Below are 22,726 nucleotides of genomic sequence, written 5' to 3'. Positions count from 1 at the left end.
GAAGCGCTTGGATTGCTGCACCTCGCGCTCGTCCTTGCGGATGAAGCGGTTGGCGAACACATTCGCGAGCATGGCGCCTACGAGTCCATAGAAACCGATATCGTATTTGCCCGTCAGTTCAGGATCGAAAAGCTTGGCTGTTTTGTAAAAAGTGAAATAGATCACCAGACCCATCGTCACAGTCATCAATATCGAGTTCACCGCGCACAATGCCGATTGCAGAATGCGATTTTTGAACTGGAAAATCGCGTAGGCAGCCACACCGGCTGTGAGAATGGCCAGTGCAACAAGGTAGTATACCGGCTGAACATTAGATTGCACTTCGTTGATCTGGTGATGCAGCCTCAGGGCTGTCAGATCGGCACTTTGTCCTCCTGTTAATGCTACTTTCGACCAGATCGGGAAGGCTAGGAAAATGCCCATTCCGATGACGACCATAGCCAGGAAGATAGTTTGAATACGTTGTAACATGCTTTTTTAAGAATTATTCTTTTTCAAATGATGGGCAAATTTAGGTAAAGACGCCATTTGCCGGAAACCGCATCAGGAAATCACTTCACCATAAAGGTCAAATTCCTCGGCGGAAGTCACTTTCACCTGTGCAAAATCACCCAGACGAACATACTGGCTCGCTGGGACAAGCGCCTCATTATCAACTTCAGGCGAATCGTACTCGGTACGACCGATGAAATAGCCGCCTTCCTTCCGATCGAACAGCACTTTGAACGTCTTACCGATTTTTTCCTGATTAAGCTCCGCTGAAATGCCTTGCTGCAACTCCATAATGGCGTCGGCGCGCTCCTGTTTCACTTCCGGATCGATGTCGTCCTCCATCGTGAATGAATGCGTATTATCCTCGTGCGAGTACTGGAATGCGCCCAAACGGTCGAAACGCATTTTTTCGACGAACTCGTAAGTTTCATCGAACAGTTCTTCGGTTTCTCCCGGGTGACCGACGATCAGCGTCGTACGCAATGCGATATCAGGCACTTTGTCGCGGATCGAGTGGATCAATGTTTCCGTTTTTTCACGGGTAATGCCGCGGCGCATGAGTTTCAGCATTTCCGTCGAGCCCGATTGCAGCGGCATATCGAGGTATTTGGCGATGTTGCTGCGCTCGTTCATGACGTCCAGCACGTCCATTGGGAAACCCGCCGGATAAGCATATTGCAGACGGATCCAGTCGATGCCTTCCACATCGGAAAGGTTGCGAAGCAGGTCCGAAAGATTGCGTTTTTTGTAAATGTCCAGGCCATAGTAAGTCAGGTCCTGGGCAATGAGGATCAGCTCCTTGGTACCACGTTTCGCAAGCGATTTAGCTTCTTTTACCAGTTCGTCGATCGGCCTCGAAACGTGTCCCCCGCGCATGAGCGGGATTGCGCAGAACGAGCACGGGCGGTCGCAACCTTCGGCGATTTTCAGGTACGCGTAATGTGCAGGCGTGGTGAGCAGGCGCTCTCCTACAAGCTCGTGTTTGTAATCGGCTTTGAGGGTTTTGAGCAGGCGGGGCAACTCGTTGGTACCGAACCAGGCGTCCACTGTGGGTATTTCAACCGCCAGCTCATCCTTGTACCGATGCGACAGGCAGCCTGTAACATATACTTTATCTACCATACCAGCCGCTTTGGCATCGGCATAGCGCAAAATCGTGTTGATCGATTCCTCCTTCGCATTATCTATAAACCCGCAGGTATTGATCACGACAATCTGCGAATCATCCTTTTTCGACTCATGGTCCACCGCGAACCCGTTGCCTTTGAGCTGCGTGTACAGCACCTCCGAGTCGACCAGGTTTTTCGAACAACCCAGCGTCACGATATTGACTTTATTCTTAACTATTCCTTTGGTTTTCATTGAAATTGGCTGTCGGCTATCGGCTGTCAGCTATCGGCTTTAAATGTTTTGAAGCTGCGTTCACATCAAAGTGACTGATAATGAACGGCGAAATGGGGTGCAAAGTTCGTGAAAAAATGAATAGGAAATACTATCGGATGAAAGGAAAACGGCGATGTATGTATTCTGTCGGAAGGTTTTGAAAATATTGGTCTATCACCCAATACCCTTCCGTTTTGGGTGAAATAATGAACTCGTCACCCGTCCTGAGAAAATAATGCATGTAAGCGAGTGGAAATTTGATGCTATTGTTATGATAAATACGCACCTTTTCAATATCACCTTTCCCCAAACGGAGCACTTTATCTGTGAATGTGAGTTCCAACTCGTGATGCTCGGGAAATGTCTCTATAACAAGTCCTTCAACGTATTGCCAGTGATTGATATCGAGCGCCACAACCAAAAGGCCGAATCCCATGGCCACCAAACCAACCACCAGAAGCCAAAGCCTCACCAATAGCGGGTGGTCCTCGGTGTAAGAAATATGCATGAAAAGCGCCAATTTGAAGAAAAAGCTACCTACCAGAATGAAGTAATAAGTGAACAGACCTTCGAATTGCAAAAAATAGTTCCAGGGTGTAGTAATAAATGTCCGCGACACTTTCAGGGGTGAATTCCCTCCGATCGTGTCTTTCGTAAATCGCAGCATCCGCCAGATATACCATACAAATGGCGCGAAAACAATTAAAAAGACCAGCAGCGTATCCATAAAAAAGGTATCCTGGAATTAAACTCCAAGATACCTTCTTATATCAGACCTGAGCGGTTTAATCTACGAGCGGTTACCATCGCTGACCAGCGCCATTTATCCTATTTTCTTGAACAGCGAATCCACAAACTCTGCCCGGTCGAAGACCTGCAAATCGTCCATCTTCTCACCTACGCCGATGTATTTGACCGGAATTTTAAATTCATCCGAAATGCCGATCACGACGCCGCCTTTCGCGGTACCGTCGAGTTTGGTAATGGCTAGTGCGGTAATGTCCGTTACTTTGGTAAACTCGCGGGCCTGGATCACGGCATTTTGGCCGGTACTGCCGTCGAGGACGAGCAACACTTCGTGCGGTGCGTCAGGGATGATCTTCTGCATTACGCGCTTAATCTTCGAAAGCTCGTTCATCAGGTTCACTTTCGTATGCAGGCGGCCGGCGGTGTCGATGATGATCACGTCCGCTCCGGTTTCGGTACCTTTTTTCAATGCGTCGAACGCCACGGCCGACGGGTCGGTGTTCATCCCGTGGTCGATCACCGGCACATTTACGCGCTGGCCCCAGAGTTTCAGTTGATCTACGGCTGCGGCGCGGAAAGTATCCGCGGCGCCGAGTACCACTTTGTGGCCGCGTTGATGAAACTGGTGCGCCAGTTTGCCGATTGTCGTTGTTTTACCTACCCCGTTCACGCCTACAACCATAATCACATAAGGCTTGGGCAAATGCTCGGTTTCGAAGCTGTCGGTAATGTCGACCGATTTATTCTCGGTCAGCAATGCGGCAATTTCTTCGCGCAGGATGCTATCTAGCTCGGCTGTCGAGGCATATTTATCCCTGGCTACGCGTTCCTCGATGCGTTTGATCACCTTCACGGTCGTTTCAACGCCCACATCGGAGCTTACCAGTATGTCTTCCAGTTCATCGAGAACGTCCTCGTCGATGGTCGTTTTTCCCACGATGGCCCGTGAGAGCTTGCCAAAGAAGCTGTCCTTGCTTTTTTCGAGGCCCTTATCTAATGTTTCTTTTTTCTCCTTTGAAAAAAAGCCAAATAAACCCATAGTGCTGATTACATTGATGGCTCAAAAATAAAACAAAAAAGTCCCGGAAAGGGACTTTTTACAAATTCAACCCCTTCGACTTCGCTCAGGGTGACAAAAATATTGCGCTTGATGTCAGTCTGAGCGCAGTCGAAGACAGTCCGAGCGAACCGGGCGGTCGAAGACTAGTTTTTCAATGCGCCCTGTACACCGTCCAGGGGAACGATTTCTTCTTTGAAGGTATAAGCTCCTGTTTTAGGAGATTTTACGGCCTTGATCACTTTCGCGAATGCTTTACCGCCTTCTTTTTTCAGGGTAGCAACTACTTTCTTTGCCATGTCTGTATATCAGTTAGAAGTTATTTTGTTAATGATTAACTGTTCCGCGCTTACCCAGTTATTGTTCAGCTTCACGTGACAGTTAACGGGTAACAAGACGAACTTACTTAATTTCTTTGTGGACTGTGTAACGTCTCAGGAAAGAGTTGAATTTCTTCAATTCCATACGGCCTGGCGTATTCTTCCGATTTTTTGTGGTCACGTAACGTGACATGCCTGGAACACCGCTTTCTTTTTGTTCAGTGCATTCCAAAATGACCTGTACTCTATTACCTTTCTTAGCCATTGCTTTACATCGTTTTACAAATAGGAGTGCAAAAGTAAAGACATTTTGCATTAATCGCAACAATTACAGACAAATAAACAAGAAATTTTCCTGAATTTGCTAAAAGCCGCTTGCGGATAAGCGGTTGTCGGACAAGCGAATACAATTCGGCGTTTTCAAGAATTGTCCGAATTTATGTCCGGAGCATGACGGAAATCTAAGACAAACTTGCTTTCTTCGTGGTCGATTTGGTATCGCAACCTTAATCTGGCGAAAATTCTTAAAAATTAACACAATGACACTCAAAAAAAGCGCTTCTTTGGCCCTGATGGCCCTGGCAGTTTCTTTCTTCATCGGTTGTTCGTCTAAGGAAGACCGTGAAAAATATGATCAATGGTATGGCTCAGGAAGCAAATCGCGCGAAGAAGCGGCCCTGGTAAAACTGCAAAGCGACAGAAAGGCCGCAGCAGAGAAAGCAGAAGCCGAAGCAGCCGCAAAACCGGCAGAAACCGCGGCGAAACCGGCAGCCGGTGATTCCACAGCGGCAGCAGCTCCGGCAGCAGATGCCGCACCTAAACGCAAACCTGTTCCTGCCGAAGTTTCCGCATTGCTCAACAAACACACCTGCTTCGCTTGCCACCAGGCTTACGATAAGGTAATCGGCCCTGCATATTCGGAAGTGGCCAAGAAAAAATACACCGCCGACCAGATCGTAGAGCTGGTTCACAACCCCAAACCGGAACACTGGCCTGGCTACCCTCCGATGGCGCCGCTGGCACACGTTCCCAAAGCTGACATTATCGTTATCGCCAACTGGATCAACTCACTCTGATCCCTGGCAAAACCGGCTATATTCCATAAAATACGGGTCGTTCATGCTATGGACGGCCCGTATTTGTATCTTTGCGTAAGCATTAGTAATATAATATGAGTCAAACCGCAATTCACCCCGCTGACGTTACCGATGAACTTCTGGCCACTTACGAAACCGTAATCGGGCTCGAAGTACATTGCCAGCTTCTGACGGAATCCAAGCTGTTTACCCGCGATTTCAACATTTTCGGCACAGAACCCAACACCAATATCGGTCCACTGACGATCGCATTGCCTGGTACGCTGCCCAAAGTCAATAAAAAAGCCGTCGAATACGCCGTCCGCCTCGGCATTGCCTGCGGATGCTCGATCAGTAAAAGAACCATTTTCGACCGCAAAAATTACTTCTACCCCGATCTTCCGAAAGGTTACCAGATCTCGCAGGACAAAAAACCGATCTGCGAGCAAGGCGGTGTGCATATTTCCTTTAAGCACGACGGTAAATTCACCGAGAAAACGATCCGCTTCCACCATATCCATTTGGAGGAAGATGCAGGAAAATCGGTGCACGACGGTAGCCATGCCGAGACAATGCTCGATTACAACCGCGCCGGAACGCCGCTCGTGGAGATGGTATCGGAGCCGGATCTGCGCTCGGCCGAGGAAACAGGCGCATTTGTGACTGAGATCCGCCGCCTGGTACGCTACCTGGGCATCAGCGATGGCAACATGGAAGAAGGATCGCTGCGTGCGGATGTGAATGTGTCCCTGCGCAAGAAGGGTGCAGCGGAATATGGCACGAAAGTCGAGATCAAAAACATGAACTCGATCCGCAACATGATGCGGGCCATTGCCTATGAGGAACGTCGCCAGGCAGCCATGCTCGAAAACGGCGAGGTGATCCAGCAGGAAACACGGATGTTTGACGTGGAAACCGGGCAGACTTACGGAATGCGCGTAAAAGAAACAATGAACGATTACCGCTATTTCCCCGATCCCGACCTGAGCCCGGTGGTAATTTCGGACGAATGGCTGGAAAGCATTAAGTCTACCATGCCCGCATTGCCACACGAGCTACGTGAGAAATTTGTAAATCAATATGGCATCCCGGCCTACGATGCTGCGGTACTTACCGATACCCGTGAGTTAGCCGAGTACTTCGAGGCTGTTTGCTCCAAAACAACACATTTCAAAGCTGCATCGAACTGGCTGATGGGCCCTGTGAAATCGTACCTGAACGATCATCACGGCGACATTGCGCATTTCCCGATCAGCGCCGGAAATCTCGCAGATCTGATCGAGTTGAACGAATCGGGCGCTGTGAGCCACTCGGTAGCCGCGCAGAAGATTTTCCCGGTCATGCTGGAAGAACCCAATCGCGAGCCCTCGGAGATCGCGTCTTCAAATAACTGGCTGCAAAACAGCAATACAAACGAGCTTGAAACGTTGGTAGATGAGGTAATCGGCGCAATGCCTGACAAGGTTGCCGCTTATAGAAAAGGTAAAAAGGGATTGATGGGATTGTTCGTCGGCGAAGTAATGAAAAAATCGAACGGAGCTGCCGATCCCAAACTTGTGAACCAGCTGCTGGCGCAAAAGTTATAGATCACACATTCGATAATCAGTTAAAGAAGATTATGAAGGCATTTATCAAACAGAGTGCATTGGTTTTGGGCGGCGCGTTGCTGAGCTTCCAGGTCCTGGCGCAGATCGAACCAAAAGACTTTACCATCAATGGCAAGGTCAAAAACGGTTCTAAAGGCGAGAAAGTCATTCTGTCGCAATCCACCGCAGCCGGATCTTCTGTTAAACTCGATTCCGCATTGTTAGGTGCCGACGGCAGCTTTACGCTAAAAGGCGTGGATAAAGACCGCGGCAGCTTTTTTACCGTCAATATCGCTGACCGGCAGAAATTCCCCTTACTCGTGGAAGGCGGTGAAACCTTCAATATTATCGCCGACGGCACACAACGCGACGATAAAGGCAATGGCGGGAAGGTATCCATTACCGGCTCCAAGAATATGGAGTACTATGCCAAAGTCGATCAACTGATGCAGGCATTCTCTGCGAAAGTAACCGGCTGGAACGAAGCTTATGCCGCAGCGGAAGAAAAGAAAGACACTAAAAAAATCCAGGAAATACAACAGGCCTACCAGGCAGCAGAGAAGGAAAGGGTAACCACGCTGCGCCAGATGATCCCGGAAATGGGAACATCGCTGATCGCGCTTTTTTCGGCCAACAACTTCCTCACGCCTGAAAACGACCTCGATGTTCTGAAAAAGTTGGCCGATGATTATTCCAAAGTAGAACCCGTGCCTACACTGGCAAAAGGCTTTATTGGTTCTGTTAAAAGAATGGCTGGACTAGCTGTTGGAGAAATAGCTCCCGATTTCACCCTCAACAGCCCCGAGGGCAAACAGATCGCATTGTCGTCGTTGCGCGGCAAATATGTGTTGATCGACTTCTGGGCATCATGGTGCGGTCCCTGCCGGATGGAAAACCCGAACGTTGTGCGCATGTACGGCAAGTTCAAGGACAAAGGCTTCGATATTTTCGGTGTGTCGCTGGATGATAACGAAAAAGCCTGGAAAACGGCCATCGAACGCGATAAGCTGACCTGGCTGCACGGTTCTGAACTGAAGAAATGGAACTCCGGCGTGGCGCAGACTTATGGTGTGAACGCCATCCCGGCTACATTCCTGCTCGATAAAGAAGGAAAGATCATTGCAAAAAACCTCCGTGGTGCGGCGCTTGAAACCAAGCTGACCGAGCTGCTTGGAGCTCAGTAATACACTTTTTGGTTTATAAATAATAAAATCCGCAGAGTTGATCCTGCGGATTTTTTGCGTTTTTAGAAGCTCATAAGTTGAGAGTTCATGAGTTTAGAGCGTTTTTTACACTCATAAACTCTCAACTTATAGACTCACCTCGTAATGAAACAGCAGCGGGTCCGGGTACCTGAATTCGTATTGATAAGTTTTGGAAAATTTATCTCCTGAAATCACTTTAAATGGAGGCTGTACCTCCGGCTTCTTGAATGTAGGAGCTTCCCATCCGAATTGTGCGCAGGAATCGACGTACACCTCGCTGCGTGTCGGATGAAACGGGGCCGTGATATTGAACGTTTCGTTTTGAATGCCTTGCTCAATAATCGATTTGATAATGGCTGTGGCATCGTCGCGATGAATGTAATTTACGGGAATATCGCCGGTAGTCATTTCTTTTTGACCCTGCACATACTTTCCCGGAATGCGGTTGTAGCCAAGCAAGCCGCTTAGTCGCAAGATAGTAACCGTTTTTTCAGGCCTTAATGCGGCGATTGCATTCTCCGCGGCCACCATTTCCGGCTGGGCGGAATGCTCAGGCAATTGCACATCGGATTCTACTGCGGTTTGGCTAAGGTCGCGATAAACGCCGGTTGAGCTTACAAAAACCACGTCTTTTGCAGGCGACTGGCGGATTGCCTCGGCTACCATCCGCATTTGCGCGGAGTAGTTACCAGCCACATTCTGCGACATGCGCGGTGGAATCGAGATCACGATTAGGTCCGAGTCAAAAAACGACTCCGAAATGCTTACGTCCAAGCCCGCTTCCGGGTTCAATAGGAGAAGGTAACCGTCGATTCCGGCGGCGGCAAATTGGTCAAGTTTATGCTCCGATGTGGTACTGCCTTTTACCTGCGATGTAATACCGCTGCCCAGTAACCGTTTAGCTAATGGAAACCCGAGCCAGCCGCAGCCCAGGATGCTTATGCATTTTTTTCCTACTTTTGAAACTTGTTCCGACATATATTCTCTCCGCCAAATGGTTTATTTCAGGTCCTTATTATGCATTCTGTTCGTAGCTATCCTCCAATTTTCTTGTAAAACCGACCAGCGCAGGGAGGCCGATACCAGCAATATCCGGTTCGAACTGGTTTCCAAAAATCTCGACGAGGAGCTGTTCTCCTGCAAATCGGTGGAAGATGTACAAAAGTTCCTCGACAGCCATCCTCATCTTGCCAAAGGCTATTTTGTAGACGCGCCCACAGAGCCGGCTAAACTCGCCGCGCATTTGTTCACCATCCTGCAAAACCCCGATTTACGGGCATTTCGCGCACAGCTCGATTCAATCATCGGCGATCGCAAAACACGCATTCTGAACCCGCTTGCGGATGCATTCAAGCAAATTAAATACCATTATCCTCAATTCAGGATTCCCGAGGTCGATTTTATCGTTACCGGCTTCACCGGCAACGACCTGTATATTTCCGATTCGCTGATCGTGATCGGCCTTGATTATTTCGGCGGACCGGCCGCGCGTTACCGTCCCAACGTATATGACTACCAGCTCCGCCGTTACCAGCGCGAGTACATTGTCCCGTCGATCGTTTTTTTCGAATCCAATCAGTTCAATTTTATGAATGTCGGCGACCAGACGTTGCTATCCGACATGATTGGTTATGGTAAAGGTTATGAGTTTGTAAAGCAGATTATGCCACAAACCCCCGACAGCCTCATTATTGGTTATTCGGAGGAGGATTTGAGAAAAACCTACAACAGCCAGACGGACATTTGGGCGTACTTTATTTCCAGCAAACTGCTATACGAGAAAAGCGATCTGAAAAAGCGCAAGTTCATCGACGATCGCCCGTTTACCACCGAAATCGGTAACAAGGTGCCGGGTGCCATCGGCCGGTGGGTCGGCTGGCGGATCGTGAGCCGGTTTTTGACCGAAAATCCAGATACGAAGCTCACCGATTTGATGGCGATTGACAACGCCGGCCGAATTTTGCAGGAATCGGGATATAAGGGGCAAACAGACGAAGATGAGTAAGTTTTTTACTTACTTTTGCGTCAAACCATTGTTCAGATAGCATTTAATGCCTTTTACGCTCATCATTTTCCTCCTGCTCGTCCCCGGCTTTGTCGTGATCGGCGTCTATCTGGAACGGAAGGTTTCTGCCTTTATTCAGGACCGCCTGGGACCTATGGAAGTGGGGAAATGGGGGTTATTGCAGCTCTTCGCTGACTTGCTCAAACTGCTTCAAAAAGAGGATATTGTACCCAAAGCCGCCGACCGGAAGCTGTTTCTCATTGCCCCATTTGTCATATTCATATCTGTTTTTGCCGGATTTGCGGTGGTACCACTTGCACCGGAACTCGCGGGATCGGGCGCGGCCGTGGGGGTATTTTTCCTGCTCACGATTGTTTCTGTAGATGTAATCGGGCTGCTGATGGCTGGCTGGGGCTCCAACAACAAGTTTGCATTGTACGGTGCCATGCGTGCGGTAGCTCAAATCGTATCTTACGAAATTCCGCTCGGACTCTCTATCCTTTGCGTGATCATGCTTACCCAAACACTCGATTTACAGGTAATCAGCTATCAGCAAGGCATTTACACACCCGAAACGATTTACCTTTTCGGTATACGCGAACTCGGAATCGATGTAAGCGGTGTAGGCGGGTTTCTATCCTGGAACATCGTCCGCAACCCGTTCCTGCTGATCGCCTATGTGGTTTTTTTTATTGCCTCATTGGCCGAATGTAACCGCGCGCCGTTCGACTTGCCCGAAGGCGAATCGGAGCTTGTAGCAGGCTTTCACACCGAATATTCCGGAATGCGCTGGGCATTGTTTATGCTCTCCGAATATGGTATGATGCTGCTGGTGTCGCTGCTGGGGGCTATTCTTTTCCTGGGAAGCTGGAACACCCCGCTGCCGAATATCGGGCCCGTGAAGCTGGCCGACTGGACCAGCGGAGCGCCAGGGACGTTCTTTGGCTATGCTACCGGTATTTTCTGGCTGCTATCAAAAGCATTGTTCGGCATCCTCATTCAGATGTGGGCGCGCTGGACGCTCCCACGCCTGCGCGTGGACCAACTCATGTATCTAGGCTGGAAGGTACTCACGCCCGTGGGGCTGGTATTATTCTTTATCTCAGGGGTTTGGCGCCTGATCGGCGTCTGATCATTTGACGATCTCGGCGCCGTCCAGAATATAGTTCATCTGGTAAATATCATCGGCATTCAGTTTCAATGTGCCTGTGAAGGTAAGGCGCTCGTCGGTTTTGAACTTCTTTCCGTCCTTTTTCTTAAAATTCAAAGTCATTACCGTTTCCGGGCCGGCGCCGCCGCAGAAAAAGCACGCGCTGAATGGGAATGCAGATAATACGTACAAATTGGCCTCCAGATCAACCGGAAGGATGTAGCCTGTAATCGAAACCTGCTGGTTTTTCAGCTTCTGCACGCTCGGCCCGAATGTCGGATGCAGCATGTAAATCGACTCTTCGGCATACCATTTCTTTTTAAATGTTACATCCCGCAGGGTTTCCCACGTCAGTTTCACCGGTTCAACCACCGGTTTGAAGGCGAACAATGAGACAATGCAGAAAAACAATATGCTGATTTTGACAGATTTCATCAGTATTCCAATTTTGTATTACAATGACTTGTACCTGTTTACAAATTTACACACATTATTATTCCTCCGCCAATGTCCGCGAGATATTCAGCCGGTAAATGCCGAGCGACGGCAGTGCAGCCGCTATAACGCCTATCGCGAGCGCACCGAAAAACAGGTAAATTTCTTCCGGCAGCAATGCAAATTTGCCCAACGAGTAATGAAAATCCTGTTCAGCCGATTTGGAAAACATCCACAAACCAATACGGCTGGCAATGATGCCGACAAAAAATCCGATCACAGCCAGTGACAGTCCCTCAATCAACAACATTAAAAACAGCCTCGTGCGCGTTGCGCCCATGGAAAGCATGAGCGCCATTTCGTATTTCCTGTCTTTCAATGAATTATACAAAGAAATAAAAACACTGACGCCGGCTATGGAGATAATAATCCATGCCAGAGTGCGCAAAGTTTCAATACCAACACCCAAAAGCGAGAACAGCCGGTTAATCTCGATGCTGGGCAATGCGGCTTGCATGGACGTATTTTCATTGATCTGCCGGGGAATGGTCATCAACCCCATCGGATTACGAAACTGGATCAATGCGCTGGTTACGTCCTTCCCTTCCTCGTCCGGTTCGGGGTCCGCATGCGCCTGCCCGCCGGTGTGCTCAACTTCCGCGACCGTCGGTGTTTCTGCTCCTTCAGAATGCTCATGAATGTCCCATACACTCGAAAGGCGCGTGACGATTAGCTGATCTATCACTGTTCCGCTGGACTGGAATATACCTACTACCTTATATTTTTTGTCTTCATGCTTCTCCCCCTCCGAATCCAGGCCGTGCGATCCCGAAAACTGATCCCCGATTTTCAATTTTGAATCCCGCGCAACCTTGCTGCCGATCGTCACTTCCATGGATGCATTATATAAATGTCCTTCGGCGAGTTTTGCATTAAAGTGCTCAACATATTTCGGCGTCGTGCCTACAATGCGGAAACCCTGGTAATTGTCGCCCATCGAAAGCGGAATAACGGTTTTCACAAAAGGATTTTTACGCAATGCATTCACTTCGGCCAGCGGGATGTTGCCGGTAGGTGCGTCGATCTGGTAAATGCTCGAAAGGATCACCTGCAATGGGCTGCCTTTGGCGCCTACCACCATGTCGATGCCTTTCAGATTGCGCTTGAACTGCTCGTCGAGCTGTTTATTCAGGAGCAGAAGCAGAGAGATCATGCCAATGCCAAGGGTCAATAGCAATGCGCTCAAAAAGCTGTTGAGCTTTTTTTCCCTGAGATTGGCGATGCTGATCTTGAAGAGGTTCATTGGGATTGTTTACAGGAAAATCTGGTTAGAGAACTCGTCTTTAAGGCGTTGGTCGTGTGTAACCACCAACAAGCTGGCCCCAATTTGCGCGGACTGCTTTTTCAAAAGCTGGATCACCCGGTGACAGTTGTCGTCGTCAAGGTTGGATGTGGGCTCGTCGGCGAGGATGATATTGGGGTTATTCATCAACGACCGCGCAATGCTCACCCGCTGCTGCTCACCCTGGCTGAGCTGATTCGTTTTTTTGGACAAATGATCCGCAAAACCCAGCTGCTCGGCCAGATGCCGGGCCTTTTGCCGGTCTTCTCTCTGATTCGCCAGGTAATTGGACAGCAAAATGTTATCCAGCACCGAAAGCGAGCTCACGAAATGCGGCCGCTGATAGATAATACCGATGTTTTTAGCGCGGGTGACGGTGACTTCCTGAGGAGTCAGGTTTTTAACGGATTTACCCGCGATGACCACATCGCCCGATTCCGGCGTCAGCAGCAGCGCCAGCAAATGCAACAATGTAGTTTTTCCTTTCCCCGACTGACCAAGGATCAGGAGTGTTTCTTTGTCATTGCAATGAATATCGGGGAAGCTGAATTTTTTCTGAGCGGAATAAGAAAACCGTAGCTGGTTACTCGAAATCATTTTCTGTGGCGCTTTTTGAGTACACAATGATAAGGAAGATTTGCGGCGTTTCTAAAAAATCATATCCACACAAATAAAACATTGCTAAAATCGTTGAAATGGTGTTGCATCCTGAAGAAAACCAACAACTATTCTATTTTTGCAAAAAAATCGATTTGAAAATGCGTAGAAATTTCGACTTGAGAAGAGTATCCGGAGCGTTGGCTTTAACCCTGATCTTAGGGCTATTACTGTCTGGCAGAGACGTAAAAGCGCAGAACAGAGGGTTCTTCGTTCCCTATTCTACGGCAGGTTTTGGTATTGGCACTTCGAACTACTATGGCGATCTTGCGCCATATCGTCGCCCGCTGGCTTCTACCTTCAAAATGATCCGCTGGAGCGTCGGCGGAAACTACACACGCCACTTTACACCGCGGCTTGCGGCACGCGCAAGCTTCATTTACGCCAGAATAGCGGGTGACGATTACATCATGAACCGCGATTCTAAACACGTCACCAGCATTTTCTATGCACGGAACCTGCATTTCCGCAACGACCTGAAAGAATTTTCAATTCAGGGTATTTATAAGCTGACGCCGGATAACCGCAGCTACGATCGCCGCCCGCAACTGGGGTGGTACCTGTTCGCGGGTGTCGCGCTTACTGCGCACAATCCGAAGGCACTCGATTCACTCAATGGCGACTGGGTGAAATTGCAGCCGCTTGGAACCGAAGGCCAGGGTAATGAAGGATACGCCAAGCCTTATTCACTGGTTCAATTTGCGATTCCTCTCGGTATCGGCGTCCGCTATAAAATCAATTCCAAATTCGACATTTCGGCTGAGCTAGGTTACCGCAAAACGTTCACAGATTATCTGGACGATGCGCACGGCGCCTACGCCGACCCGGCGCTTTTCGCAGATAATCCGACAGCGGCATTAGTCGCAAACCGCACTACCGAGCAATTCGCCGCCCGCAAGGGGACAGACAGGACCAACGATATGAGAAAATTCATGGACGTCAATTATCCTGGTGTTTTAGGTAGTGGGGAAGATCCTTTTGCAAAATTACCCAGTACAGGATTCGGAGCTCCCGGTACAGAACGTGGGAATAGTCCAACTCAAAAGGATGCATATCTTTTTGGTATGATCACTGTCCATTACATGCTGCCTTCGCAGGTTAAATGTCCTCCACTGAGATAATAGCGTTACCCGTTGAAATACATTTTCAGACATTTGAATGAGCAGCCGCCCTTGCGGAGATACTTGCCGGCTATGATGCTGGCAGGTATTTGTTTTTTTCTGGCTGTCGCACAGGTACATGCACAACGGATCGAGCTCGGGGCAGGTATAGGAGGTTTCAACTACCGGGGAGATATCTCGCCTACTTTTAAGTTCCGCTTTTTCAAACCTGCCGGAAGCCTTTTCTTCCGCTTCAACCCGAACCAGGCGCTGTCGCTTCGCGCCGAAGTTGCCGGAGGACTCATTGGCGCCGATGACAAAAAAAGCGACGATCCGTTTCAACAGATCAGGAATATGTCCTTCCGCACCACGATAATCGAGGGCAGCGCCGTGGCAGAATACAACTTCCTTAATTTCCAGGATCGCCGGTTCGCCGTCAACTGGAGCCCGTACGTGTTCGGAGGGCTCGGTTTCAACAAGTTTAATCCCAATATCCAGACCGGCTCATACAAAACTTCCGGCCTGGTGCTGCCCTATGGTGTCGGAATCAAATACCAGATCCGTCGCCCGTGGAATATAGGACTGGAATACGGCACGCGGAAAACTTTCACGGATTACCTCGATAACCTCGGTGGCGTTCCTACCTCCACCGACAAATTCCAGCAGGGCGATCCTTCTGTAAAAGATACCTATTTTTATGTGCGCCTTTCTGTTAGCTATACCTTCTATAAAATCTTCTGTCCTTGATTTATGAAAAGAGTTCTACTGATTGTCTTTGCCTTGATCATCGTCGCATTCGCAGGCTTTTGGGGAGTCAGGAAATATACCAAGTCATTCAGCCCAGAGGCAGTGGCGGAAACCAGTCTGAATGGAATAAAGATCAAAGTTTCCTACGGACAACCCAGTAAAAAAGGTCGCCTGATTTTCGGCAGGGAGCAGGATAAAGCATTGCTGCCTTACGGCAAAGTATGGCGTACCGGTGCCAACGAAGCGACATTGATTGAACTCGAAAAAGATGTCTTAATGGGCGGAAAACCGATAAAGGCCGGCACTTATTCTCTTTTTTCAGTCCCCGGGCAAAGCACCTGGAAAATCATCCTGAACTCCGAAACCGGACAATGGGGAACCGATTACAACGATGGCAGGAATGTCATGAACGTGGAAGTCCCTATCCGGATTCGTCCATCGGTCCAAGAGGTATTCCAAATCTATTTTGAAGAAATCCCCAATGGTGCCAATATGGTCCTGAGCTGGGACCAGACGGAGGCACTTGTTCCCTTTACCCACCCTTAGTTCGATACGGCTTCGGCCAATTTTTTATGTTTGTTGATGCTATTGAAAAAATAGATCAGTTTACCCGTCCGGTTCACTTTATCATCCGTTATTACGCAGGGAGCGACATTGTTCCGGGTACTGCCACATTGTTTTTTGTAAATGAAGACGGTTTCGCGGTCACGTGCAGGCATGTAGCACGGCAAATTCTGCATGCCAACAGCATTTATGAAAACTACTTGAAATTCAAGGGCGAACTGCGGAAATTCGAGAAAGATCCCGGCCTCGGCACACAGCGCAGTTTGCTGGAAACGAAATACAAAATCGCGCCGGACAGCCCGATCCGCATACTTTTCAATTTTATCAATTGTGTATCGGCGTACAAAGGGCTCACCGTCCATCTGCACCCGACACAAGATCTGGCCATCATCCAATTCCGGAATTACGAATCGAAGCAATACCAGTCTCATGCCCAATTCCTGAAAGATTCCAGGATGGTGAAGCAGGGCCGCTATTTGTGCCGGCTGGGCTATCCGTTTCCCGAGTTCACCAATTACAGATACAATAAACACACGGGGGATATCGAATGGACAACTGAAGGAAAAATCAAGACTCCCAGTTTTCCAATCGACGGCATAATTACCCGCCATATCGGCGACAACAGTGAGGTTGTCGGCATAGAAATGAGCACACCGGGGCTTCGCGGCCAGAGTGGCGGACCGTTGTTTGACCAAAACGGCATTATTTATGGAATGCAGAGCTCCACACGCCACTTGCACCTCGGCTTCGACCAGGTCAACCGCGAGGTGACTATTGACGGGCACCGCAAGCGGGTATCCAATTACCCGTTCCTGAACGTCGGGCAATGCGTGCACGTGGACGTGATCAAACAGTTTTTAAAAGAAAAACACATCCGCTATTACGAAGCCGATCCAGCCTGACAGCTGCATCATTACAGGACAAGCATAAGCTCTTCCAGCCTTTTGATATTATAGGTAGGCGATTCATCGAATTCCAGACCCGCCGGATTGAGATACACCGTATCCATACCAACCTGTTTTGCCCCCAGAATATCCGCGATCCAGTTGTCGCCTACCATCAGGCTTTCGTTCGCCGTCGTTTGTGCGAGGTCCAATGCAAATTCGAAAATACGGCGATCGGGCTTTTTGGCGCTGGCTGTTTCGAAAGTGACTACGTGATTGAAAAAATGGCCGATTTCTGAACTGGCAATTTTTCTCGCCTGGATTTCATTGAATCCGTTTGTGATAATGTGCATTCCGTAGCCCGCCGCCGAAACGTAGTTCAACAAATCGAGCGCTCCTTCCAACAGATGCTTTTTGGTAGGCAGCGAACTAAGGTACAGCTCCCCGATTTCTGCATGCTCGGGCGGGCATTCCGCGCCGAGTTCCTCAAAAACCATTCTGAAACGATTCTCACGTATATAGCTATGGTGCAGCTGGCCCCGGTCAAATGCGTCCCACAATGCCGTATTAATTTTAAGAAAAGAGCATATAAATGCTTCCAGTGACGGGATCCCATAGCGGGTAAGCTGGTGATGATGAAAAATTTCTTCGAGGGATTCGGACGAATTTCTTTCAAAATCCCAAAGTGTGTGATCCAAATCGAAGAAGATATGCTTATATTTCATATCTGGTAAAAATTCAATTTTTATAAGAAAAGTGAAATTACGATGCCCGACCGAAAAATATAGGGTCCGGCATACGAAAATCGATCTAACTCGACACTAGCATCGTAAATTATTTATTAAATACTATTATTTATTCTAATATGTCTACGACCTGGTGACAACGAACGTGATGCATCTAAAACATGCACAACTTGTTAACATCTGTTAACGGGAAATAATTTTTCTGCAAAAAGCAACTCAAACATTTGCAAATTATTTTCCAAATCCATTTCTTTGATTCGTATAATTCGAAATGCCGAAAAGTCACATCTAATTTTTCACCAAACCAGAAAGGAGAAACAATATCGACGAACTGCTCTACGTTAACTAAATCGAATAGTAAAATGGAGAAAGTCCAAGTTAGCGACAGTGAGTTGGTAACATTGTATATCCGGGGCAATGAGAAGGCTTTCGAGAAGCTTGTTCAACGCCATAAGTCGAGAATATACACCACTATTTATCTGATTGTCAAGGATCAATATGTAGCCGAAGATTTATTACAGGATACATTTATTAAAGCTGTTGACACAATTAAAGGTGGGAGATATAACGACGAAGGTAAGTTCCTACCATGGATTATACGAATCGCACACAACCTCGCCATTGATTATTTCAGACGCGATAAACGCTACCCCAATGTAGTGTTCGAAGATGGGAGCAGTGTTTTCAACACGCTGGATTTTTCGGAAGATTCCGTTGAGTCGATCCAGATTCGTCAGGAAACACATGAGCAGCTGCGGGAGATGATCCAGCGGTTGCCCGACGTGCAGAAGCAAGTTCTGATCATGCGCCACTATGAGGACATGAGTTTTCAGGAAATTGCAGACGCCACGGGTGTGAGTATTAATACGGCATTGGGTAGAATGCGTTACGCGTTGATAAACCTGCGTAAGCAATTTAACCAACGTGCCCCACAGTATGACAAAAACCTTTACTTACGATGACGTTGTAAGGTATTTATATGCCGAAACAACTGAGAATGAAAATGAACAGATTGTTGAGGCGCTCGCTCTTGACGATAACTTGATGAACTTTTATCTTGATTCTCTGGAAATCCAGAATCAGATGAACAGGATCACTCGGACTCCTTCCGAGAACGTGATTTTAGAAGTTTTCAGATATTCGCGACAATTCTCTTCTAAAAGATCTGCTGCACTCCTGTACTAGGACGAGTCGGCAAATTTTTTGTTTCCAGCTACCGGTGCGGTAGCTGGAAATTGTCATTATTTTTAAGATTCAGAACGGAACCCCGTTAGTCGGCTCCTGTTCTCAGTAGATTTCTGTGTTGGAGTCTCTTCCTTCATAGGACCATGACCGTATTATGCAAAAAAAAGAACGTTATAAACACTTCCTGGATTATTTTACCCAGAACTTCCCGGAGCCCGAAACCGAACTGCATTATTCCAATCCGTATGAGCTGTTAGTGGCGGTGGTGCTGTCTGCGCAATGTACCGACAAACGTGTGAACATGGTCACACCGAAGCTTTTCGAACGTTTCCCTGATCCGGAGTCGCTGGCTGCTTCCGATTCGGAAGAAGTATTCACTTATATCAGGTCCATTTCTTACCCCAACAACAAAGCCAAACACCTGGTAGGCCTGGCAAGGATGCTGGTCGAGCAGTTTCACTCGGAGGTCCCTTCCGCTGTAGAGGAACTGCAAAAGCTGCCCGGTGTGGGCCGCAAAACGGCCAACGTGATTGCCTCGGTGATTTTCAGCATGCCGGCAATGGCGGTGGATACGCACGTTTTCAGGGTGTCGCGCCGGCTTGGGCTGGTACCGCTTACGGCAAAGACGCCACTGGCTGTCGAGAAGGAATTGGTGAGCCATATCCCTAAGCATTTGATTCACAAAGCGCATCACTGGTTGATTCTGCACGGGCGCTACGTGTGTACCGCGCGCAACCCGCAATGCTTTCAGTGCCCGCTATCGCCATTTTGCAAATACTTTGAGAAAAATGTCAAAATCGACGTTTTTCACTCATGATTACAACCAATTCCTACATACCAGGGTCTCCCTGAAAACTAAAACAATCCCATTAATTACTTAGAAAAGAAATGAAGCGTATTAATCTGGTGTGGTGTGTACTACTGACGATGGCGATCGGGGTCTCATCTTGTATGAAAGATGTATCGAGCAGGGACGAAGAGAAAATCGCCGAGAATGAGGCAGCTATTCAAGCCGCATTACAGGCCGACAGCCTGGGCTCAAAGGCGGTGAGGGACTCTACCGGACTTTATTATATTGTCAGAAAGTCTAATCCGGCTGGTCTGAAAGCGCAACCCGGCGATGCGGCAACGATCAAATACACCGGCTATTTGCTGAACGGAACGAAGGTGATTTCTTCTGTTGAAGATAACAAAACGGAATTTTCTTTCCCAGCTGGTGGAAATGTATACTGGGGCGGTATTGAAATCGGCATTTTCAAAATGAGGGTCGGCGAGAAAACTACGTTCTTTTTGCCCTATTACCTGGCTTCCGGCGCAGTTGACCGCGTTAATATTCCTGCATATTCCCCTATCCGACTGGAAGTTGAATTTATCAAAACCCGCACAGAACCTCAACAAATCGATGATTTCATTGCCAAAAAGGGTTACACAGTATCGGAAAGAAGTGCAGATAACCTGGTTATCGTAAGAGCCAATACCGTGACCGGCGATACGATCGGTGTAGGAAAATCCGTGAATGTCAAGTATGTAGGAAGACTTCTGGATGATACCAAGTTCGATGAACGCACGAGCAGCTTCATTACCGGTAGCCCCAACACCATCCCAGGATTTGACCGGGCTATCAGAAAGATGAGAAAGGGCGAAAAAGCAATTATTGTATTCCCTTCCTCACTTGCATATGGCAAAAATGGAAGCAACTCGATCCTTCCATATTCTCCGCTTCAGTTTGAGGTTGAGATTCAAAACTAAGTTTCGAAGCCATAGCAGGTGATCTTGGCTATAAGCTTCCTGTCGTCATCGCTAAGATTCGACCCGGACGGCAAGCAAAGCCCACGGTCAAACAACCTTTCCGAAACGCTACCTCCGAAACGGGGTAGCGTTTTGTATATTGCCTGACAATGCATCGGCTTCCACACCGACCGCGATTCGATGGCGTGTTCTGCAAGCACATTTTGAATGTAAAAAGGGCCTATCCCCCGGCCTTCAATGATCACTGTTGTCAACCAACGGTTTGATAGCATATCAGTAAAGCCATCCTGAAAGCTTATGCCAGACATTCCGCTCAGGGAAGTCTGGTAAAACTGAAAGTTGCCCCTCCGCCTTGCAACCCTTTCAGCTATAACTTCCAATTGCCCACGCCCAATCCCCGCGCATACATTGCTCATCCGATAGTTATAGCCAATTTCCGCATGCTCGTAATGCGTTACCGGCTCTCGTGCCTGCGTTGCCAGGAACCGGGCCTTTTCAATGTATTTGGCATTATCCGACAGCATTGCACCGCCGCCCGAAGTAGTAATGATTTTGTTTCCATTGAACGACAAAACCTCGATATCCCCAATAGTCCCCACCTTTCGGCCCTGATATTCAGAACCCAGTGCCTCCGCCGCATCCTCAATCAGCGGGATTTCATATTTTCTGCACAAATACAAAATCTCATCGAGCATCGCCGGCATACCGTACAAATGGACGACGATCACCGCCTTCGGTTTTTTGCCAATATTTAAATAGTGCACAATCGCATCTTCCAGCGCATTAGGGCACATATTCCAGGTAATCGGCTCGCTGTCGATGAAAACCGGCGTCGCGCCCACGTACATGATCGGATTTGCGGTGGCCACGAATGTCAATGACTGGCAGAGAACGATATCGCCCTTGCCAATGCCCAAAGTAAGCAATGCAAGGTGTATGGCTGCTGTACCCGACGACAGGGCCAGTGCATATCTACTGCCGGTGTATTGGCATAACTCCACTTCAAATGCATCGATATTCGGCCCGACAGGCGCGATCCAGTTACTTTCGAATGCCTCCTGAATGTATTTCAGCTCACGCCCGCTCATATGCGGCGGCGACAGGTGTATTTTGTAATGCATAGTATGTCTATATTAATGAATAATCTTCGCGGGGTTACCCGCCACCTTCGCATAATCGGGGACATCCCACAGCACCACGGAGCCCGCACCGACCACACATTCCTTGCCCACCTTCACGCCCGGCAATACCACACTCCCCGCACCTATCAGCGTGCATTCGCTTACTTGCACGCCTCCGCACAAGATAGCTCCCGGACCTACGTGTGCAAAGTTGCCAACAACGCATTCATGATCGACGATAGCGGCGGTATTGACAATCACGTGATCTCCTATACAAGAATCGACTTGTATAACCGCTCGATGCACTACCACGAGTCCTTCTCCCAGGCGTACCGAGCGATCGATTGTTGCTGTGGGGTGAATGGCTGTTCCAAAAGAATGCACGATCTTCCCGGCTATCTGCCGCCGTGTAAAGTTGTTACCGATGGCAATAATCAGCTGTTCATTCCGCATCAGCAATGGGCTGTAAGTTGCCGGAACGCACGGACCAGACCATTCCACATCTTGCCAATGGTCGTCGAACACGCCAATAACCCGTTCCCCGCGTGCCGAAAGTATACTTGCCACCACCTTCGCCTGCCCGCCTGCACCGTAGATCAGCATGTCGCATTACCTTTGAATGGTGTAGCGTCGCCCCCGGAATCGGAGACTTTTCGTGTGAGCAGCAGTCCTGCGAACGTTTCGAAGATAATTCTGATGTCCAGCGCCAGCGAAAGGTTATCCACATAATGCACATCAAATTCAAACTTCTCGTCCCAGGTCAGCCTGTTTTTACCGTTGATTTGCGCCAGGCCGGTCATACCAGGTTTCACTGTGTGCCGCAATCGCTGCTCTGCATTGTAAAGCGGCAAGTACTCCTGCAACAGAGGTCTTGGCCCCACAATGCTCATATCGCCCCAGAGTACGTTCCAGAACTGCGGTAACTCGTCGATCGACGCTTTTCGGAGCAATTTACCTAGCCCGGTAGCCGGTCTCCCATCGCCATGCATAGTCCTTAACTTCAGAATTGTGAATAACCGCGCATTCAGCCCCGGCCTGGCTTGCACAAAGAATGGGTTACCTCTAAAATGAACCCACAACACCGGCACCAACACAACAAAAAACGGCAACGAGGTAATCAACCCCATTGCCGCCAGTAAAATGTCTAAGACTCTTTTTCCTTTTGAACGATACAT

At 48.6% G+C, this 22,726-nt stretch carries 26 protein-coding genes; 12 read left to right on the top strand and 14 right to left on the bottom strand.

The genetic code is table 11. The features are described from left to right. The 6 genes from AC2YIT_RS28595 to rpmG all read right to left on the bottom strand — a co-directional run. Positions 1-471 (bottom strand): DUF4293 domain-containing protein (locus AC2YIT_RS28595; protein ID WP_487281436.1); only part of this gene is annotated, 471 nt, incomplete at its 3' end. A 72-nt stretch (positions 472-543) separates the two neighbouring features. Next, the gene (gene rimO / locus AC2YIT_RS28590) at positions 544-1,854 is read right to left on the bottom strand and encodes a 30S ribosomal protein S12 methylthiotransferase RimO (protein WP_487281435.1); all 1,311 of its coding nucleotides are present in this window, start codon (positions 1,852-1,854) and stop codon (positions 544-546) included. A gap of 130 nt (positions 1,855-1,984) precedes the next feature. Then, entirely contained in the window at positions 1,985-2,602 is a 618-nt protein-coding gene (locus tag AC2YIT_RS28585; RefSeq protein ID WP_487281434.1) for a PH domain-containing protein, read from the bottom strand. A 96-nt stretch (positions 2,603-2,698) separates the two neighbouring features. Further along, on the bottom strand, positions 2,699-3,661 hold the full coding sequence (gene ftsY, locus AC2YIT_RS28580; RefSeq protein WP_291201125.1) for a signal recognition particle-docking protein FtsY: 963 nt from the start codon (positions 3,659-3,661) through the stop codon (positions 2,699-2,701). A 164-nt stretch (positions 3,662-3,825) separates the two neighbouring features. Then, the gene (locus AC2YIT_RS28575; RefSeq protein ID WP_015813059.1) at positions 3,826-3,978 is read right to left on the bottom strand and encodes a DUF4295 domain-containing protein; all 153 of its coding nucleotides are present in this window, start codon (positions 3,976-3,978) and stop codon (positions 3,826-3,828) included. Positions 3,979-4,081: 103 nt separating this feature from the next. Further along, positions 4,082-4,264 carry a 50S ribosomal protein L33 gene (gene rpmG / locus AC2YIT_RS28570; protein WP_019944752.1) on the bottom strand — a complete coding sequence of 61 codons (183 nt, stop codon included), beginning with the start codon at positions 4,262-4,264 and terminating at the stop codon, positions 4,082-4,084. Between the two features lie 274 nt (positions 4,265-4,538). Here rpmG and AC2YIT_RS28565 point away from each other — a divergent pair, with 274 nt between their 5' ends. From AC2YIT_RS28565 to AC2YIT_RS28555, 3 genes are all read left to right on the top strand, one after another. Then, positions 4,539-5,075 carry a c-type cytochrome gene (locus AC2YIT_RS28565; RefSeq protein ID WP_430851788.1) on the top strand — a complete coding sequence of 179 codons (537 nt, stop codon included), beginning with the start codon at positions 4,539-4,541 and terminating at the stop codon, positions 5,073-5,075. Positions 5,076-5,170: 95 nt separating this feature from the next. Then, positions 5,171-6,661, top strand: coding sequence for an Asp-tRNA(Asn)/Glu-tRNA(Gln) amidotransferase subunit GatB (gene gatB, locus AC2YIT_RS28560; RefSeq protein ID WP_487281433.1), 1,491 nt, complete (start codon positions 5,171-5,173; stop codon positions 6,659-6,661). A 32-nt stretch (positions 6,662-6,693) separates the two neighbouring features. After that, positions 6,694-7,845, top strand: coding sequence for a redoxin domain-containing protein (locus AC2YIT_RS28555; RefSeq protein WP_430851784.1), 1,152 nt, complete (start codon positions 6,694-6,696; stop codon positions 7,843-7,845). A 126-nt stretch (positions 7,846-7,971) separates the two neighbouring features. On the opposite strand, the gene AC2YIT_RS28550 is transcribed toward AC2YIT_RS28555, so the two are convergent. Continuing rightward, positions 7,972-8,844 carry an NAD(P)-binding domain-containing protein gene (locus AC2YIT_RS28550; protein WP_487281432.1) on the bottom strand — a complete coding sequence of 291 codons (873 nt, stop codon included), beginning with the start codon at positions 8,842-8,844 and terminating at the stop codon, positions 7,972-7,974. A gap of 16 nt (positions 8,845-8,860) precedes the next feature. Here AC2YIT_RS28550 and AC2YIT_RS28545 point away from each other — a divergent pair, with 16 nt between their 5' ends. Continuing rightward, the gene (locus tag AC2YIT_RS28545; protein WP_487281431.1) at positions 8,861-9,871 is read left to right on the top strand and encodes a gliding motility protein GldB-related protein; all 1,011 of its coding nucleotides are present in this window, start codon (positions 8,861-8,863) and stop codon (positions 9,869-9,871) included. Positions 9,872-9,917: 46 nt separating this feature from the next. After that, complete coding sequence (locus tag AC2YIT_RS28540; protein ID WP_487281430.1) at positions 9,918-11,003, top strand: complex I subunit 1/NuoH family protein; 1,086 nt, start codon at positions 9,918-9,920, stop codon at positions 11,001-11,003. On the opposite strand, the gene AC2YIT_RS28535 is transcribed toward AC2YIT_RS28540, so the two are convergent. Genes AC2YIT_RS28535 through AC2YIT_RS28525 form a run of 3 tightly spaced genes read right to left on the bottom strand, consistent with a single transcriptional unit; the run spans position 11,004 to position 13,395 of the window. Further along, positions 11,004-11,456: a DUF3299 domain-containing protein gene (locus AC2YIT_RS28535; protein ID WP_487281429.1), complete on the bottom strand. Its 453-nt coding sequence runs from the start codon at positions 11,454-11,456 to the stop codon at positions 11,004-11,006. A gap of 58 nt (positions 11,457-11,514) precedes the next feature. Next, complete coding sequence (locus AC2YIT_RS28530) at positions 11,515-12,759, bottom strand: ABC transporter permease (RefSeq protein ID WP_487281428.1); 1,245 nt, start codon at positions 12,757-12,759, stop codon at positions 11,515-11,517. Between the two features lie 9 nt (positions 12,760-12,768). Then, entirely contained in the window at positions 12,769-13,395 is a 627-nt protein-coding gene (locus tag AC2YIT_RS28525) for an ABC transporter ATP-binding protein (protein ID WP_430851774.1), read from the bottom strand. 161 nt (positions 13,396-13,556) lie between these two features. On the opposite strand from AC2YIT_RS28525, the gene AC2YIT_RS28520 reads away from it, so the two are divergent. Genes AC2YIT_RS28520 through AC2YIT_RS28505 form a run of 4 tightly spaced genes read left to right on the top strand, consistent with a single transcriptional unit; the run spans position 13,557 to position 16,768 of the window. Continuing rightward, entirely contained in the window at positions 13,557-14,576 is a 1,020-nt protein-coding gene (locus AC2YIT_RS28520; RefSeq protein ID WP_430851772.1) for a DUF6089 family protein, read from the top strand. A gap of 12 nt (positions 14,577-14,588) precedes the next feature. Continuing rightward, the gene (porG, locus tag AC2YIT_RS28515) at positions 14,589-15,302 is read left to right on the top strand and encodes a type IX secretion system protein PorG (protein ID WP_487281427.1); all 714 of its coding nucleotides are present in this window, start codon (positions 14,589-14,591) and stop codon (positions 15,300-15,302) included. Between the two features lie 3 nt (positions 15,303-15,305). Then, positions 15,306-15,848: a DUF2911 domain-containing protein gene (locus AC2YIT_RS28510; protein WP_487281426.1), complete on the top strand. Its 543-nt coding sequence runs from the start codon at positions 15,306-15,308 to the stop codon at positions 15,846-15,848. Between the two features lie 26 nt (positions 15,849-15,874). After that, positions 15,875-16,768: a trypsin-like peptidase domain-containing protein gene (locus AC2YIT_RS28505; protein ID WP_487281425.1), complete on the top strand. Its 894-nt coding sequence runs from the start codon at positions 15,875-15,877 to the stop codon at positions 16,766-16,768. A gap of 11 nt (positions 16,769-16,779) precedes the next feature. Here AC2YIT_RS28505 and AC2YIT_RS28500 read toward each other — a convergent pair whose 3' ends face one another. After that, complete coding sequence (locus tag AC2YIT_RS28500; RefSeq protein ID WP_430851764.1) at positions 16,780-17,475, bottom strand: YjjG family noncanonical pyrimidine nucleotidase; 696 nt, start codon at positions 17,473-17,475, stop codon at positions 16,780-16,782. Positions 17,476-17,858: 383 nt separating this feature from the next. Here AC2YIT_RS28500 and AC2YIT_RS28495 point away from each other — a divergent pair, with 383 nt between their 5' ends. The 3 genes from AC2YIT_RS28495 (at position 17,859) to AC2YIT_RS28485 (ending at position 20,430) form a co-directional block, all read left to right on the top strand. Further along, on the top strand, positions 17,859-18,458 hold the full coding sequence (locus AC2YIT_RS28495) for an RNA polymerase sigma factor (protein WP_015813074.1): 600 nt from the start codon (positions 17,859-17,861) through the stop codon (positions 18,456-18,458). A 377-nt stretch (positions 18,459-18,835) separates the two neighbouring features. Then, positions 18,836-19,498 (top strand): endonuclease III, encoded by a 663-nt coding sequence (gene nth / locus AC2YIT_RS28490; protein ID WP_487281424.1) that lies wholly within the window; start codon positions 18,836-18,838, stop codon positions 19,496-19,498. Between the two features lie 71 nt (positions 19,499-19,569). Next, positions 19,570-20,430: an FKBP-type peptidyl-prolyl cis-trans isomerase gene (locus tag AC2YIT_RS28485; RefSeq protein WP_430851760.1), complete on the top strand. Its 861-nt coding sequence runs from the start codon at positions 19,570-19,572 to the stop codon at positions 20,428-20,430. Here AC2YIT_RS28485 and AC2YIT_RS28480 read toward each other — a convergent pair. From AC2YIT_RS28480 to AC2YIT_RS28470, 3 genes are read right to left on the bottom strand one after another with little or no spacing between them, the layout of a single operon-like run. Beyond that, complete coding sequence (locus AC2YIT_RS28480) at positions 20,427-21,551, bottom strand: DegT/DnrJ/EryC1/StrS family aminotransferase (protein WP_487281423.1); 1,125 nt, start codon at positions 21,549-21,551, stop codon at positions 20,427-20,429. The two genes, AC2YIT_RS28485 and AC2YIT_RS28480, sit on opposite strands and share 4 nt — an antisense overlap. Positions 21,552-21,563: 12 nt before the next feature. Next, a complete protein-coding gene (locus AC2YIT_RS28475) occupies positions 21,564-22,154 on the bottom strand; it encodes an acetyltransferase (RefSeq protein WP_487281422.1) in 591 nt (196 codons plus the stop codon). Continuing rightward, on the bottom strand, positions 22,148-22,726 hold the full coding sequence (locus AC2YIT_RS28470) for a sugar transferase (protein ID WP_487281421.1): 579 nt from the start codon (positions 22,724-22,726) through the stop codon (positions 22,148-22,150). The genes AC2YIT_RS28475 and AC2YIT_RS28470 overlap by 7 nt, the downstream gene beginning before the upstream one ends.

This window comes from Dyadobacter sp. SRI_021, from assembly GCF_057586235.1.
This window is presented reverse-complemented; position numbering and strand designations above follow the sequence as displayed.